Here is a 15,783-nt window from a genome sequence, read left to right as displayed (position 1 = left end):
ACGGAGAACGCCATGAAGCCGCCCGTCATCCTCTACAAAAAGTTACCTGACGACCTGCTTGCCCGTCTTGAAAGTCACTTTAGCGTCACTCAACTGAATAACCTAAGCCAGGAAACCATCAAGCAAAACGCGCAAGCCTTTGCCGATGCGCAAGGGATTCTGGGTTCCAGCGAAACAGTGGATAAAGCGTTTCTGGAGCACACTCCGAATCTGCGCGCAGCGTCGACCATTTCCGTCGGCTACGACAATTTTGATGTTGATGCACTGAGCGCGCGCGGTATCGCGCTGATGCACACGCCAACAGTTCTGACAGAAACCGTCGCCGACACCATGATGACGTTAGTACTGGCGACCGCACGTCGCGCGCTGGAAGTGGCTGAACGAGTGAAAAAGGGCGAATGGCAAGGCAGCATTGGAGCGGATTGGTTTGGCATCGACGTGCACCATAAAACGTTAGGGATTCTGGGCATGGGCCGCATTGGCCTGGCACTGGCACAACGTGCGCACTTCGGCTTTAGCATGCCGATTTTGTATAACGCTCGCCGCCATCACCAGGAAGCCGAAGAGCGTTTTAACGCACGTTATTGCGACCTGGATACCTTGTTAGCCGAATCCGATTTCGTCTGTATTTCTCTGCCGCTGACGGACGAAACTTATCATCTGATTGGTGCTGAGCAATTGGCTAAAATGAAATCCTCAGCGATTTTGATTAACGCCGGACGTGGCCCGGTAGTTGACGAAAAGGCACTGATTCAAGCGCTGGTAGACGGCAAAATTCACGCCGCTGGGCTGGATGTTTTTGAACAAGAACCGCTGCCGGTTGATTCCCCGCTGCTGAGCCTGCCGAACGTCGTGGCGCTGCCGCATATCGGTTCCGCGACCCACGAAACCCGCTACAACATGGCCGCCTGCGCGGTGGATAACTTAATTGCAGCGTTGAGTGGCAAGGTGAAAGAGAACTGCGTGAACCCGCAGGTATTGAAGTAATTGATTGTTGGCGGATGACGCTTGCGCTTATCCGCCCTACGAACGATAACCAGTAGGTCGGGCAAGCGCAGCGCCCCCGACATATTGACTAAAGCCAGATTAGAAATCAGTCTTAGAAAAACCAGTCATTTCTTCGAGGCCCATCTCACGGCCTAACGCCGTCATTGGATGCACGATAACCAGGCCGCGCACTGCTTTTTTCAGGGCACCCATGTTGGCTTGTTCTTTCTTGGTAATTGGACGCTTGTACGGCAGCGCCATCAGCTTTTGCGCTTCTTTGCTCAGCTTCTGGTTGCGCACCGCTTGCAGGCGCACGATCTCAATTTCCAGCTTCGCTTTCTCTTTTTCCATCTCAGCGTACTTTTCAGCGTCATTGATCAGATGCAGTTCAGGCATCTCGTGACGGATAAGATCGAGGCGATCGCTAAGACGTTTGATTTCTGCTTTTTCGATTTCTTTCATTTTTAATTAACCGTGAATAACTTTCATTGCTGGCAAGGATACACCATTCGGCTTAAGAGGGCGAAAAGGGAGTTCGGTCAGAATTACTTCTGGAAGGCTTTTTTTAAGCTGATCCGTGAGATCAGCTCGGTTAAAGAGAGCACCATCGTGGAACGAACAATTTGCTGATAACGCTGTTTCTGCATGGCAATCAGCTCAGGATCGCTGCCATCCACAAACTTTGGCGTCGGAGGCAGAGCGGAAACACAATGCAATTCACCAAACGGGCCAAGCATTTCATCGTCGGTAAATTTGTAGTCGTTACCGTCGTGATTAAGTTCTTCACGCAGCGCCATCAGCAGCTCGCAATCTTCGTACTCCGCGCGATTAAGCACGCCAAGGCCGTAGATGAGTTTGAGGCGTACAGAAAGCTCCCCTAACGGGCCATCCCCTTCCAGCAACGGTTCAACGGCATATTTCACCGCATAGTCGTCTTTACGGAAGACCTGAATCACCAGGATATTAACCGCTTCGGTGAGAAGCTCGACAGCAGCAATCAGCAGGCTGCGTACGGTTTTGCCGGCATTAAGACGCTCAAGCACACGGTTTTCAAAGGCCTGGGTTTCTTCCATCTTTGCCTACATCACTAAAAGTATTATTGGGTGCAGCGTCTACTGCACCCGCTTTGCATCACTATTTGCCGTTATAAGCATTCACCGCTTCAGCAACAACATCGCTGTTAGCATCAAGGCCAGAGATTTCAGCCAGCGCTGCTTGTGGGCCTTTTTCTGCCAGTAACTGTTCCAGTTCCTGCGCTTGTGGATCTTGCTCGCTGCGATAATGCATCGCCGCGGCAATACCTTTAACCAGGAATTGGTGCGGTAAACCGTATTCGATAGTGCCCAATAACGGTTTAATCAGTCGGTCGCCCGCGCTTAATTTACGCAGTGGCTGGCGGCCAACGCGTTCCACATCATCTTTCAGATACGGGTTTTCGAAACGACCGAGGATTTTCTGGATATAGGCCGCATGCTTGTCTGCATCAAAGCCATAACGCTTGATCAGCACCGCACCACTTTCATCCATTGCGCCTTTCACCACCGCACGGATTTTCTCATCGAGAATCGCATCGCGAATGGTCTGGAGACCCGCAAGCTGACCAAGGTACGCGGTTATAGCATGGCCGGTATTCAGCGTGAAGAGTTTACGCTCAACAAACGCCATCAGATTATCAGTAAGTTCCATGCCAGGAATGTTTGGCAGGTCACCTTTGAACTGAGTTTTATCAACAATCCATTCGCTGAATGTTTCAACTGTGACTTCAAGCGGATCGTTAGTGGCAGATTCAGAAGGAGGCACGATGCGGTCAACCGCGGAATCCACGAAGCCAACATGCTGCTCAACCCAGGCTTGATCATCCTCAGAAAGCGCCTTCATCACATGCGCTTTAAGCTGGCTGGTGCCACGCACCATATTCTCGCAAGCGATAATGTTCAGTGGTTTTTCATTACCATTGGTGCGACGCAGAACCAGCCCTTTTGCCACTGCTGGCGCGATACGTTCCAGCACGACTGGTCCAACAGCCGTGGTGACCAGGTCAACTTCTGCAATCAGCGTGACGACCTCGTCACCGATGCTGCTGACGGCATTCACATTAGAAACGGTATCGATTTGCTTTTGCTCGCCCACCACGTGAACCTGGTAGCTATGGCGCGCGTTCAGCGCATCAAGAACGGTTTGGTTGACGTCCGCAAAGGTCAGTTGGATACCGGCATCTGCCAGCAGTTTGCCGATAAAGCCACGTCCGATATTACCTGCGCCAAAATGTAATGCTTTCATGTCGTTCACCTTCTTAAATTTGAATCACCCGAGAGGGTTCGGGTGAGGAGGTATGCGGTGCTGACCACCCTCACCCTAACCCTCTCCCTGAGGGAGAGGGGACTAGATCGGTATTCACCCTCTCCTGGGGGAGAGGGCCGGGGTGAGGGCGACCGGAGCCACCCACACCACCACTGCTACTTCTTACCTGCCAGCAGGTCGAGCACTTCCTGAACACTGGTGGTGTTAGCCAGGCGCTCAATCACTGACTCATCATCCAGCGCGTTGGTCAGGCTGGTGATAACCTGGATGTGTTCGTTATTGCGAGCGGCAATACCGATAACCAGGCGGGCAATATCATCAGGTTCTTCACCGAAGTGAACACCATGCGGATACTGGCAGAACACAACGCCAGTTTTCAGGACGCGGTCTTTCGCTTCAACCGTACCGTGCGGAACGGCAATGCCTTCGCCCAGATAAGTTGGGGTCAGTTTTTCACGTTCAAACATCGCATCAACATATTCAGGCTGTACGTAACCGCCGTTCACCAGTTGCTCACCGGCAAAGCGAATCGCTTCTTCTTTGGTTGTCGCAGTCAGGCCAAGGAACACGTTACCGGCACCAAGGCGGAACAACCCTTCTTCGCTTGGCACAAAGCTGTCTTCCAGGCTGCTCATCACCTTAACTTCTTTCTCGCTCAGGTTATGAGAGGCCACCAGACGCTCGGTCAGGTTGGAGTACAGGCTGCTGTCGAGGAAGTTAGTCAGGGAAATATGCTGTGCCTGTGGAACCTGGCGCATCGCACGTTCGGTCAGGTCACGGTGCGTAATCACCAGGTCAACGTCATCCGGCAAACTGTTGATTGCACAGTTAGTAACGGAGATATTTTTCAGACCCGCATCGCTGACTTTCTTACGCAGCACACCCGCACCCATCGCACTTGAACCCATGCCTGCATCGCACGCTACGATGATTTTACGTACGTGGCTGAGGTCGTTAGACAGACCAGCACCGACCGCCAGTGGCGTAGCGCCGCCTTTGGATTCAGCTTTCATCTCTTCCATACGGCGAGCCGCTGCTTCGATATCGTCTTCTTCTTTAACCTTGCTTGTTTTCAGCAAGATGGCAGAAACCACGAAGGACACGGCTGTTGCTGCAACGATTGCCGCGATGTTAGCGAAGTAAGCACCTTTTGGCGTCATCGCCAGAATCGCGAGTATTGAACCCGGAGATGCCGGAGAAACCAGGCCGCCGTTCAGAATAGTCAGCGTAAACACGCCAGTCATACCGCCGAGAATAACGGCGAGGATCAGACGTGGGTTCATCAGCACATATGGGAAGTAAATTTCGTGGATACCGCCCAGGAAGTGGATGATTGCCGCGCCGCCCGCAGACTGCTTAGCATTACCGCGACCGAAGAACATGTACGCCATCAGCACGCCCATACCAGGGCCTGGGTTTGCTTCAATCAGGAAGAAGATTGATTTGCCCAGCTCGTGGGACTGCTGAATACCCAGCGGCGAGAAGATACCGTGGTTGATTGCGTTGTTCAGGAACAGGATTTTCGCAGGTTCTACGAAGATAGACGCCAGCGGCAGCATGTCATGGACAACCATGAAGTTAACGCCCGCCGCCAGAATTTTGGACAGGACTTCAACCGCAGGGCCGATACCCATGAACGCCAGAATCGCCAGAATCATACCGATGATGCCAGCGGAGAAGTTGTTCACCAGCATTTCAAAGCCGGATTTGATCTTGCCATCAACCCATGCGTCAAAATGTTTAATTGCCCAACCACCCAGAGGACCGGCAATCATCGCACCGAGGAACATCGGCATATCCGCACCGACGATAACACCCATAGTGGTGATCGCACCGACCACACCACCACGGTCGCCACCGATTAAGCGACCACCGGTAAAACCGATGAGCAACGGCAGCAGGTAAGTAATCATCGGGCCAACCAGTTTCGCCAGTGTCTCGCTTGGCAACCAACCAGTTGGAATAAATAACGCCGTGATAATACCCCAGGCGATAAATGCGCCGATGTTTGGCATTACCATGTTACTCAGGAAACGACCAAAGCTTTGCACTCTGATCTTGATATCGGATGACATACGCACACCCCTTATTGTGTTCACGTGCTGAAAAAGCAGCCCGAGGTTTATTGTTAATGTGGTGGCAAGCAGTGCTGCCAGATGCTCTAAGTGAGGCGAATCTGGCACTGAATCGTTAAGCTGTCCAGTACACGGGATTTTATGTGATATAGATCACTCATCACTGGGTGTAACGAAGCATGTTCAGGAGATCTTGATCACATAATTGATGTGTAAAAAAAACACAGCAGCTATTTTTTGCGCTGAATTGACTCACACGTGTGATTAAAATCACATTTCTCGATTATCACTTTGTTATTTATATGTGACATTAATCACAAAATATCTTCATCGAAATTTTCCTACTGCTCTCCAGGGCAGTCATCGCGAAAGCGTTCATTTCATTTTGTTATAAAATTACAGCGCAGCGGCAGGCGACTCTTCACTACTTTTTCATGCATCCTGATCCATACTTACCGTTTGTCGATTAAAAATGGACGATGTAATGAAACTTATCGGTAATTACACCAGCCCGTATGTGCGCAAAATATCGGTGATACTGCTGGAAAAAGGCATCACTTTTGAATTCGTAAACGACAACCCGTGGACATCCGAAAGCACCACGCCCCATTACAATCCGCTGGGCAAAGTACCTGCGCTGGTCACCGACGAGGGCGAATACTGGTTCGACTCCCCGGTGATTGCGGAATACCTCGAGCTGTTGAATATTGCCCCAACTCTTATCCCGCGTGAGCCTCAAGCCGCATTACAAATGCGCCAAATGGAGGCCCTTGCCGATGGCATCATGGATGCCGCTCTGGTTTCAGTACGCGAACGCCAGCGCCCAATCGAACAGCAATCTGAAGTCGAACTGCTTCGCCAACGGGAAAAAATTAGCCGTGGCCTGACGCTGCTCGAACAATACGCCGCGGATAAAAAACTGAATGCCGAAAACCTGTGTGTGGCAACCATTGCGGTGGCATGTGCAGTGGGATATCTCAATTTCCGCCGCGTTTCCCCAGGCTGGTGTGTAGAGCGGCCACATCTGGTGAAACTGGTCGAGAAACTTTTCGAACGGGAAAGTTTTGCCAGGACAGAACCGCCAACAGCATGATCTCCCGCCATGACAGGGGGCCAACTCCCCCTGTAAACTAATGCGAAATTTCACCACTCTGCGGCTTGTTATGACTACCCATCGCACCTTGTACAGCCAACTTCCTGCCATCGACAAACTGTTACGTGATACCTCATTTTGCGAGGTGCTGCGCAATTTTGGCCACTCTCAGGTGGTTAATACCTTACGCACGATGCTGGAAACCGCGCGCGAGCATATCCGCACTCAGGAACAACTGCCTGACTGGAATGACGATTGGGCAGCACAAGTGCAGGCACGTCTTGAATCGGGCCTGCGCAGCGCGTTGCAGCCGGTGTTTAACCTGACGGGCACGGTACTGCATACCAATCTTGGCCGTGCATTGCAGTCTGAAGCGGCAATTGAAGCTGTGACACAAGTGATGCGCACTCCCGTCACGCTGGAATATGACTTAGACGGCGCGGAACGTGGGCATCGCGATAAAGCGCTGGCATCCCTGCTTTGCGAGCTGACCGGTGCGGAAGATGCCTGCATCGTCAATAACAACGCGGCGGCGGTGCTGTTGATGCTGGCGGCCTGCGCCAGTGGCGAAGAAGTCGTGGTATCTCGTGGTGAACTGGTGGAAATCGGTGGAGCATTCCGTATCCCGGATGTGATGCGCCAGGCAGGCTGCCAGCTGGTCGAAGTCGGCACCACCAACCGCACACATTTGAAAGACTACCGTCAGGCCGCCGGTGAAAACACCGCGTTACTGATGAAAGTCCACACCAGTAACTACCAAATTGCGGGCTTTACTAAAGCAGTCGACGAAGCCGAGCTTGTCGAGCTAGGCAACGAGCTGAACATTCCTGTTGTGACTGACCTCGGTAGCGGTTCACTGGTTGATCTCAGCCAGTGGGGCTTGCCGGAAGAACCGATGCCGCAACAGCTAATTGCCGCAGGCGTAAGCCTGGTGAGTTTCTCCGGCGACAAACTGCTTGGTGGTCCTCAAGCGGGCATTATCGTTGGCAAAAAAGAGCTGATTGCCCGCATTCAGCAACATCCTCTCAAACGCGCGTTGCGCGCCGATAAAATGACACTTGCGGCACTGGAAGCCACATTACGTCTGTATCAACATCCAGAAACGCTGGTTGAAAGATTGCCGACATTACGCCTGTTAACGCGTGATGCCAGTGAAATCACAGACCTTGCACAGCGTCTGTTGCCTGCTTTTGAGGGTAAATATGGCGAGCAGTTTACTGTTTGCGTCGAGCCTTGCTTATCGCAAATTGGCAGCGGATCGCTACCGGTTGACCGCTTACCCAGCTCAGCGCTGACTTTCACACCAAAAGATGGCCGCGGCACCACGCTAAACACGCTGGTAGAGAACCTGCGCGATTCATCCACACCGATTATTGGCCGCATCAACGATGGGCGTTTATGGCTGGATTTACGCTGTCTGGAAGATGAAGCTGGTTTCATGGAGAGCCTGAACCGATGATTATTGCCACCGCCGGTCACGTTGACCACGGCAAAACCACCCTGCTGCAAGCCATAACTGGCGTGAATGCTGACCGTCTGCCAGAGGAAAAAAAACGCGGCATGACCATCGACCTCGGTTACGCCTACTGGCCGCAACCCGATGGCCGCATTCCTGGTTTTATTGATGTGCCAGGACATGAAAAATTCCTCGCCAATATGCTGGCGGGCGTGGGTGGAATCGATCACGCGCTGTTAGTGGTGGCATGCGATGATGGAGTGATGGCGCAAACACGCGAACATCTGGCCATCCTGCAATTAACCGGGAAACCGTCGCTCACTGTCGCCTTAACCAAAGCCGACCGCGTGAGTGAATCGCGTATTGATGAAGTGCGCGAAGCCGTACTAGCAACACTCAGTGAATTTGGCTGGCAAGATGCCACTTTATTTGTCACCGCAGCCACCAGTGGTAGCGGAATTGACGAACTACGTGCGCACCTCCTTTCATTGCCCGAACGTGCACATCCGCGTCAGCACCGCTTCCGCCTCGCCATTGACCGCGCTTTTACCGTAAAAGGTTCTGGCCTGGTGGCGACCGGCACGGCGTTAAGTGGCGAAGTGAAGGTGGGCGATTCATTGTGGCTAACTGGTGCCGATAAACCGATGCGCGTGCGCGGGCTGCATGCGCAAAACAGCAAAACTGACACCGCCTGTGCCGGGCAGCGTATCGCGCTCAATATCAGCGGCGATGCGGAAAAGCTCGATATCAAACGCGGCGACTGGTTACTGGCTGAAAAACCCCTGCAACCGGTAGAGCGGGTGATTGTTCAGTTGCAAAGCCACGCCCCACTACAACAATGGCAACCGCTGCATATTCACCACGCTGCCAGCCACGTCACCGGGCGTATATCGCTACTGGAAGATGACCTTGCCGAACTGGTTTTAGATGTCCCGCTGTGGCTTGCCGAAAACGACCGTCTGGTACTGCGTGATATTAGTGCTCGGGTTACGCTTGCAGGTGCGCGCGCAATACTGCTGCATGCACCACGCCGTGGTAAACGTCAGCCCGCATTTTTGGCGTGGTTACAGCAACTTAAACATGCGGAAACTGACCGCCAGACGCTCGACATTCATTTGCAGCGCAGCGCCGTCACGCTAACTGACTTCGCCTGGGCACGGCAACTGACGACCCAGGGATTGCAGGAATTACTGACCCATCCCGATTTTTTGCGCGCGGGTAACAGCCTGCTCAGCGATGAAATGGCCGCCCGCTGGAAACAAAAACTGCTCGACACTCTCGAACGTTATCATCAACAGCATGATGACCAACCCGGCCCTGGGCGCGAGCGCCTGCGCCGCATGGCACTACCGAGTGAAGATGAACCATTGGTTCTGGCGCTGATAGAAAAAATGCGTCAGGAAGGATTGTTGGCTAGCCGCCAGGGCTGGCTGCACCTGCCCGATCACAAACCGGGTTTTTCTGCAGAACAACTGGCAGTGTGGCAAAAAGTTGATGCGTTATTTGGTGATGAGCCATGGTGGGTACGCGATTTAGCGCGGGAAACTCAGCAAGACGAACAAGCAATGCGCCAGCTATTGCGCTTTGCCGCCCAACTTGGGCTGGTCACGGCGATCATAAAAGATCGTTATTATCGTAACGATCGGATTCAGGTTTTCGCCAATTTGATCCGTGAACTGGATCAAACGCAAGGTGCCACCAGCGCGGCAGATTTCCGCGACAGCCTGGGCGTGGGGCGTAAACTTGCGGTGCAAATTCTCGAATATTTCGACCGCATTGGTTTTACCCGCCGCCGTGGAAACGACCATTTACTGCGCGATAAAGCGTTGTTTATGGTTGAGAAATAACGACATAACCCGGTTAACGCATCACTAATGTGAATAAAGCAGCGATTAGTGATGCGTTAAATAATCTCCTGGAAAATCTTGAGACGGAAAAAGAAATCATAAGCATGCTGCCATGTTGTAAAACCTGAGATAAATCCAGCAAAATCCCACCTAACTACCTAACCACATTGTTCTTTCTGACGCACTTCAAGTTTTTTTCTCTCAACTTAAAGGAGTATTGGGATATTCCCACCGACGAGGTTTATGCCATGGATTTTATGGAAAAATTAAACACACTTTCGGCAAAAATAAAACAGCAAGCAACTGCAATTCAAACTGAAGAAGCAACGAAAACCGCGTTTGTCATGCCATTTATCCATAACGTATTAGGTTACGATGTCTTTGATCCAACAGAGGTTGTTCCAGAATTCATCTGTGATGTTGGAACCAAAAAGGGCGAAAAAATCGATTATGCCATTTTTAAAAATGGTGAAGTACAAATCCTGATTGAATGTAAGAAAATTGGTGATGCACTAAATCTAAACCATGCCTCTCAGCTATTCCGATATTTTCATGTTACAAATGCACGCATTTCAATTCTGACAAATGGACAGGTTTATAAATTCTTCACCGACCTTGACTCTCCTAATAAGATGGATGAAAAACCCTTCCTGGAATTTGATTTGCTCGATATTGATGAGTACGTGCTTCCGGAATTACGGAAACTGACAAAATCAGCATTTGACGTTGAGTCGATTATTAATGCCGCAGGTGAACTGAAGTACGTTAGCCAAATTAAGAAACTGATTAGTTTGCAGTTTTCATCCCCCGATGAAGATTTTGTAAAATTCTTTGCATCGAGAGTCTATGACGGAATCATTACTCAAAAGGTTCGAGAGTCATTTACAGAATTAACCAGAAAAGCAGCCAGCCAATTTCTGAATGATCAAATAAACGAAAGATTAAAATCGGCTATGAGCGGTGTACAGATCCCTGTTATTGCTTCAGAAAGCACGCAAGGCTCAGAAACGGGAGAGACAGAAGCGACCGACGAAAATGAAATCCAGACCACCCTGGATGAACTCGAGGGCTACCACATTGTAAAAGCCATTGTGCGTACGGTGGTAGATGCAGGTCGAATAAGCCAGCGAGACACAAAAAGCTATTTTGGAATATTGCTTGATGATAATAATCGCAAGCCAATATGTCGCTTGCACTTTAATCGTAGCCAAAAATATCTTGGTATATTTGACGCGGATAAAATTGAAACACGCCATCCAATTTCTTCGCTGGATGAAATCTATAACCATGCCGATGTTTTAAAAAATACAGCCTGTTTATACGATTAATTTTGCACAGATTATCGTAAGAGCAGTTTGTAGGGTGAAGGAGCAAAACCAATCCCCTTCGCCCTACCCTATTTCCCGCCTATCAGAACAACCCTAACGGCTTATCGGAATAACTCACCAGCAAACATTTAGTCTGCTGATAATGCTCCAGCATCATTTTATGGGTTTCGCGCCCGATGCCAGATTGCTTATAACCCCCAAACGCGGCATGTGCCGGATAAGCATGATAACAGTTCGTCCACACGCGCCCAGCCTGAATGCCACGGCCCATTTTGTAAGCCAGATTGCCGTTACGGATCCAGACACCTGCGCCGAGGCCGTATTCAGTGTCGTTCGCCAGTTCCAGCGCCTCTTCCATGGTTTTGAAGGTTGTCACAGCGAGTACCGGGCCGAAGATCTCTTCCTGGAAAACACGCATGTTGTTTTTACCAAACAAAATCGTCGGCTCGAGGTAATAACCGGCTTTCAGGTCGCCTTCCAGTGCTTTACGACGCCCGCCAGTGAGCACATCCGCGCCCTCTTTCTTACCGATATCAATGTAGTTGAGGATGGTTTCCATCTGCCCTTGTGAAACCTGCGCCCCCATTTGTGTCCGCGAGTCCAGCGGGTTGCCGCTACGGATAGACTCAACGCGGCGAATGGCGCGTTCCATAAAGCGTTCGTAGATGGATTCCTGCACCAGCGCGCGGCTCGGGCAGGTACACACTTCGCCCTGGTTAAAGGCAAACAGCGCGAAGCCTTCCAGCGCCTTGTCGAAAAACGCATCCTCTTCGTCCATCACATCAGCAAAGAAGATGTTTGGGGATTTGCCGCCCAGCTCCAGCGTTACCGGAATAATATTCTGCGTCGCATACTGCATGATCTGCTGTCCGACTTCCGTCGAGCCGGTAAATGCCACTTTGGCGATACGTTTTGAGGTCGCCAAATATTCACCGATTTCACCACCGGCGCCATTCACCACGTTGATAACACCCGGCGGCAGTAAATCGCCCACCAGCTCCATCAGCAACAAAACTGACAGCGGCGTCAGACGCGCTGGCTTCAACACGACGCAGTTACCTGCCGCCAGTGCCGGAGCCATTTTCCAGCTCGCCATCAGCAACGGGAAGTTCCACGGAATAATCTGCGCGACCACACCAAGCGGTTCGTGGAAATGATACGCCACAGTATCGCCGTCAACTTCACTGATCCCGCCTTCTTGTGCGCGGATGCAGGAAGCAAAATAGCGGAAATGGTCGATCGCCAAAGGCACGTCAGCGCCACTGGTTTCACGGATCGGTTTGCCGTTATCCCAGGTTTCTGCCGCCGCGAGCAGTTCAATGTTCTGTTCCATACGGTCAGCAATTTTGAACAGGATATTGGCGCGGTCCTGAACAGACATACTGCCCCAACCGGCTTTTGCGTCATGTGCGGCATCCAGCGCTAAATCGATATCGCCTTTACTGGAACTGGCTATCTCGCACAGCGGCTGGCCGGTCACTGGGGTCAGGTTTTCGTAGTATTTGCCGTCGACTGGCGGCACCCATTGGCCACCAATAAAGTTGTCATAACGCGGTTTAAGTTTGAGTGGGAAACCATACTCGCCGGGGATAATTCGGCTATCGGGAGGATTATTTGTCATCGGTATCTCCTTGTCGTTTGCACTCTCAAGCGTAGTCGGCAGTGGTGATTTCTTCGCCAGTGTTTAGAGGCTTTACGACACAGGTCACGGATTAGTCATCGAATGATTAGGAGTATTCAACCTGCAGGCTATTGGTTTTGATACATACTTAAATTTTGCCTTTCCAACAAGGATTGCTCATGCGCCTCTTTATAGGCTTCGACGTAGGCGGTACTCATGTTAAGCACGGTTTGTTCACTGAAGATGGCGAGGTGCTGATTGCCGAAGAATATGACACCCACTACGACAAGCAGCTGTTTCTGGATGCCTGGCAAAGTGTGGTGGCAGGTTATCGGCAGCATAATGAAATTGCCGGGATTGCTATCAGCTTCCCCGGATACATCAACCCACACACCGGGAATGTCCCTAAGGCGGGCGCGCTAGAGTTTCTTGATGGCAGCAACCTACTGGAGATTTTCGGTGCGCTGACCGACCTTCCGATCACCGTTGAAAATGACGCCAACTGTGCAGCTCTCGGTGAGATGTGGCTGGGCGCGGGCAATGAATATGACTCGCTGGTCTGCATCACGATTGGTACTGGTATCGGCGGCGGCATTATCGTCAACCGCGAATTAATGCGTGGCTCCCATTTCAGGGCGGGCGAATTTGGCGTACTGCCAGTGGGCAAATACGGTGAAGATATGCACCAGCTTGCCTCGGCGAAAGGGCTGATGGAAGCGTGTCGGCGTGAGATGAACATCCCCGCCGAAGAGAAAATCAACGGCCGAGATATTTTTGCCCGTGCCGAAACAGATCTGCATATTCAGGGCGTTATCGACAACTGGGTGAAATACCTGGCGCGCGGCATTTACAGCGTGGTATCGCTGTTTGATCCACAAGCCATTTTGCTTGGTGGCGGCGTCAGCACCCAGCCAATGCTGTATCCGATGCTGGAGCGCCACCTCGAAGGCTTTAAATTTTGGGATGTACTGAAAGTCCCGATTCGCCCCTGCAAACTCGGTAATAAAGCAGGAATGCTCGGAGCGGTATGGTTGGCAAAGCAGAAGTAGATAACAAGATTTTGGTGGATGTCGCTTACGCTAATCCACCTTACAAAAGTCTCATCACTCGCCATTAACCCAAATACGCATTTCCCCTTCCCCGCGGTTTGCCCAACTAAACCACGGAATAAAGGTCAGTTTTTTTGGCTCCGCGGTCACTGGAGATTTGTCGTAGTGATACAGCGCCTGCTGTTCAGCCTGTTTGCTTGCCATGCACAGGCCATCGGCCTGAATCAGCACTTTGTGGGCGAAAATGCCTTTGCCCTCAATCAGGTTAAATGTGCTGTCTTTCGGCAACCATAAGTTATGCAGCTCTGCACCGTTATCGGCCTCTTCAAGGCAGTAGACCAGTGGACCACGTTGCACCGCGACTTTCCCGGCGACATGGCGCAACAGCGGGTTGCCATACACCCGGCGCACTGGCATCGGTAACGTCATGGCGATGCGATCGCCCTCTTGCCAGGTACGCGTGATGTGCAAGTAACCCTTACGCATTTCACCCTGACACGTTTCACCGTTAAGCATCACAGACGGCTGTGAGCACCAGTCCGGCATACGCAGTGCAATGGTGTGTTGCACGGGTTGAGGTGAAGTCACCGCTATTTCCACCTGCTCATGCCATGGATAATCCCCACTGATTTTCAGCCCCAGAGATTTGTTACCCACTGGAACGTCCATCTCATTGCCGACGTATAAATGAACGTAGAGCGCCTCCGGTTGCGGGGTGTAAATGTAATGGCCGAGCGAAGTCAGCACGCGGGCGATGTTCGGCGGGCAACAGGCGCAACCAAACCAGCGCTGGCGAACCGGTTTTACGTGGTCGTAAATATGGTTGAACGCCAGGGTTTTCGGGTGCACTTCCAGCGGATTCACATAGAAGAAGTGTTTGCCATCCAGCGCCATTCCACCCAGCACCGTGTTATACAGCGCGCGTTCCATCACGTCGGCAAAGCGGCTGTCAGCTTCCATCTGCAACATGCGGCGGGCGTACATCATCAGGCCGATGGACGCGCAGCTTTCGGCGTACACCGTGTCGTTTGGTAAATCGTAATCCGAGCTGAACGCTTCGCCGCTGCTTTGTGAGCCAATGCCGCCGGTAATGTACATCTGGCGCTGCACCATGTTGTCCCACAAGCGCAGGCAGGTCTGGCGTTTTTCTTCGTCTTTATGCAGCCGCGCCAGGTGCGCTACTCCCGCCATCAGGTAGACAAACCGCACCGCGTGGCCAATCGCCGTTTGCTGCAAGGCCAGCGGTTCATGTGCCTGGCTGTAGGCTTTGTCTTTCACCATCCACGCCGGGCCGTGAATATTCCAGTGCGAAGTACGCCCACGTTTTTCATATTCGATGTCGTAGAAATGCGGCTGTGCGCCACGTTCTTCAACAAAGTAATTCACCAGATTTAAATAGCGCGGATTGTCGGTCACTTCATACAAACGCATCAGCGCCAGTTCGATTTCCGGGTGACCGGGGTAACCGTGTAGCTGGTTAACGCCGGGGCCAAACACGCAGTCGATATGGTCAGCCAGGCGGCAAACCACCTCCAGTAAACGGCGCTTACCGGTTGCCTGGAAGAACGCGACACCCGCTTCAATCATGTGCCCGGCGCAGTAAAGCTCATGGCATTCGGCGAGATTCGTCCAGCGCAGCGTCGGTTCTTTCACCGTGAAATAAGTATTCAGATAACCGTCTTCGCACTGCGCTGCCTCGATCAGTTCGATCACTTCATCGGCGGTTTTTTCAAGCTCAGCATTTGGCTTCTGGCACAGCGACCACGCCACCGCTTCCAGCCATTTCGCCACGTCGCTGTCCTGGAAAACCATGCCGTAAAACTCGCCGTCTTTGCGCCCTGCGGCTATCTCAAAGTTTTCGATGGCGTGGCTTGGGTCAGCTTCGGTAATGCGGTCGTTCAATGCATCCCACTGATAGGGAATCACCACATCGCGCACCAGCCGTTGGTACTGGCCCAAAAACGCATCGGTCACTTTCAGTTTGTGCAGGTCAACTTCCTGTAATACATCGGGCTGATTCATAACA

The 15,783-nt window shown here is 51.8% G+C and carries 11 protein-coding genes and 1 pseudogene; 6 read left to right on the top strand and 6 right to left on the bottom strand.

All coding sequences use genetic code 11. From position 1 onward, the window contains the following. The first annotated feature begins 12 nt into the window (after positions 1 to 12). Positions 13 to 987 carry a glyoxylate/hydroxypyruvate reductase GhrB gene (gene ghrB / locus D8682_RS16545; RefSeq protein WP_064542504.1) on the top strand — a complete coding sequence of 325 codons (975 nt, stop codon included), beginning with the start codon at positions 13 to 15 and terminating at the stop codon, positions 985 to 987. Between the two features lie 99 nt (positions 988 to 1,086). Here ghrB and D8682_RS16540 read toward each other — a convergent pair whose 3' ends face one another. The 4 genes and pseudogenes from D8682_RS16540 to D8682_RS16525 all read right to left on the bottom strand — a co-directional run bounded on the left by D8682_RS16540 (position 1,087) and on the right by D8682_RS16525 (position 5,363). Continuing rightward, positions 1,087 to 1,449, bottom strand: coding sequence for a YibL family ribosome-associated protein (locus D8682_RS16540; RefSeq protein WP_034499383.1), 363 nt, complete (start codon positions 1,447 to 1,449; stop codon positions 1,087 to 1,089). A gap of 83 nt (positions 1,450 to 1,532) precedes the next feature. Further along, a pseudogene (locus tag D8682_RS16535) lies at positions 1,533 to 2,066 on the bottom strand (MltR family transcriptional regulator); the annotation flags it as partial. A 55-nt stretch (positions 2,067 to 2,121) separates the two neighbouring features. Then, on the bottom strand, positions 2,122 to 3,267 hold the full coding sequence (gene mtlD, locus D8682_RS16530; protein ID WP_064542498.1) for a mannitol-1-phosphate 5-dehydrogenase: 1,146 nt from the start codon (positions 3,265 to 3,267) through the stop codon (positions 2,122 to 2,124). Between the two features lie 176 nt (positions 3,268 to 3,443). Then, a complete protein-coding gene (locus tag D8682_RS16525) occupies positions 3,444 to 5,363 on the bottom strand; it encodes a PTS mannitol transporter subunit IICBA (protein ID WP_121814718.1) in 1,920 nt (639 codons plus the stop codon). A 484-nt stretch (positions 5,364 to 5,847) separates the two neighbouring features. Between D8682_RS16525 and D8682_RS16520 the strand changes: the two genes are divergently transcribed. From D8682_RS16520 to D8682_RS16505, 4 genes are all read left to right on the top strand, one after another. After that, positions 5,848 to 6,456 carry a glutathione S-transferase gene (locus tag D8682_RS16520; RefSeq protein WP_064542492.1) on the top strand — a complete coding sequence of 203 codons (609 nt, stop codon included), beginning with the start codon at positions 5,848 to 5,850 and terminating at the stop codon, positions 6,454 to 6,456. A 70-nt stretch (positions 6,457 to 6,526) separates the two neighbouring features. Then, complete coding sequence (selA, locus tag D8682_RS16515) at positions 6,527 to 7,915, top strand: L-seryl-tRNA(Sec) selenium transferase (protein WP_064542574.1); 1,389 nt, start codon at positions 6,527 to 6,529, stop codon at positions 7,913 to 7,915. Further along, positions 7,912 to 9,759 carry a selenocysteine-specific translation elongation factor gene (gene selB, locus D8682_RS16510; RefSeq protein WP_121814717.1) on the top strand — a complete coding sequence of 616 codons (1,848 nt, stop codon included), beginning with the start codon at positions 7,912 to 7,914 and terminating at the stop codon, positions 9,757 to 9,759. Before selA ends, selB begins: the two co-directional genes overlap by 4 nt. A 248-nt stretch (positions 9,760 to 10,007) precedes the next feature. Next, positions 10,008 to 11,087, top strand: a complete 1,080-nt coding sequence (locus D8682_RS16505) for a type I restriction endonuclease (RefSeq protein WP_121814716.1) — start codon at positions 10,008 to 10,010, stop codon at positions 11,085 to 11,087. A gap of 82 nt (positions 11,088 to 11,169) precedes the next feature. Here D8682_RS16505 and D8682_RS16500 read toward each other — a convergent pair whose 3' ends face one another. Continuing rightward, entirely contained in the window at positions 11,170 to 12,708 is a 1,539-nt protein-coding gene (locus tag D8682_RS16500) for an aldehyde dehydrogenase family protein (protein ID WP_121814715.1), read from the bottom strand. 179 nt (positions 12,709 to 12,887) lie between these two features. Here D8682_RS16500 and D8682_RS16495 point away from each other — a divergent pair, with 179 nt between their 5' ends. Continuing rightward, on the top strand, positions 12,888 to 13,757 hold the full coding sequence (locus D8682_RS16495; RefSeq protein ID WP_121814714.1) for an ROK family protein: 870 nt from the start codon (positions 12,888 to 12,890) through the stop codon (positions 13,755 to 13,757). A gap of 54 nt (positions 13,758 to 13,811) precedes the next feature. Here D8682_RS16495 and D8682_RS16490 read toward each other — a convergent pair whose 3' ends face one another. Continuing rightward, positions 13,812 to 15,779 carry a glycoside hydrolase family 127 protein gene (locus D8682_RS16490; RefSeq protein WP_121814713.1) on the bottom strand — a complete coding sequence of 656 codons (1,968 nt, stop codon included), beginning with the start codon at positions 15,777 to 15,779 and terminating at the stop codon, positions 13,812 to 13,814. Between the last annotated feature and the right edge of the window lie 4 nt (positions 15,780 to 15,783).

It is taken from the genome of Buttiauxella sp. 3AFRM03, assembly GCF_003675305.1.
GTDB classification, from domain to species: domain Bacteria; phylum Pseudomonadota; class Gammaproteobacteria; order Enterobacterales; family Enterobacteriaceae; genus Buttiauxella; species Buttiauxella ferragutiae.
The sequence above is the reverse complement of the archived record's forward strand: the minus strand, read 5'-3'. Positions and strand labels throughout refer to the sequence as shown.

Coding starts and splice junctions, on each gene's coding strand:
- selB (WP_121814717.1), top strand. CDS start 7,912: ATGATTATTGCCACCGCCGGTCACGTTGACCACGGCAAAACCACCCTG.
- D8682_RS16495 (WP_121814714.1), top strand. CDS start 12,888: ATGCGCCTCTTTATAGGCTTCGACGTAGGCGGTACTCATGTTAAGCAC.
- D8682_RS16525 (WP_121814718.1), bottom strand. CDS start 5,363: ATGTCATCCGATATCAAGATCAGAGTGCAAAGCTTTGGTCGTTTCCTG.
- D8682_RS16490 (WP_121814713.1), bottom strand. CDS start 15,779: ATGAATCAGCCCGATGTATTACAGGAAGTTGACCTGCACAAACTGAAA.
- selA (WP_064542574.1), top strand. CDS start 6,527: ATGACTACCCATCGCACCTTGTACAGCCAACTTCCTGCCATCGACAAA.
- D8682_RS16540 (WP_034499383.1), bottom strand. CDS start 1,449: ATGAAAGAAATCGAAAAAGCAGAAATCAAACGTCTTAGCGATCGCCTC.
- mtlD (WP_064542498.1), bottom strand. CDS start 3,267: ATGAAAGCATTACATTTTGGCGCAGGTAATATCGGACGTGGCTTTATC.
- ghrB (WP_064542504.1), top strand. CDS start 13: ATGAAGCCGCCCGTCATCCTCTACAAAAAGTTACCTGACGACCTGCTT.
- D8682_RS16500 (WP_121814715.1), bottom strand. CDS start 12,708: ATGACAAATAATCCTCCCGATAGCCGAATTATCCCCGGCGAGTATGGT.
- D8682_RS16505 (WP_121814716.1), top strand. CDS start 10,008: ATGGATTTTATGGAAAAATTAAACACACTTTCGGCAAAAATAAAACAG.
- D8682_RS16520 (WP_064542492.1), top strand. CDS start 5,848: ATGAAACTTATCGGTAATTACACCAGCCCGTATGTGCGCAAAATATCG.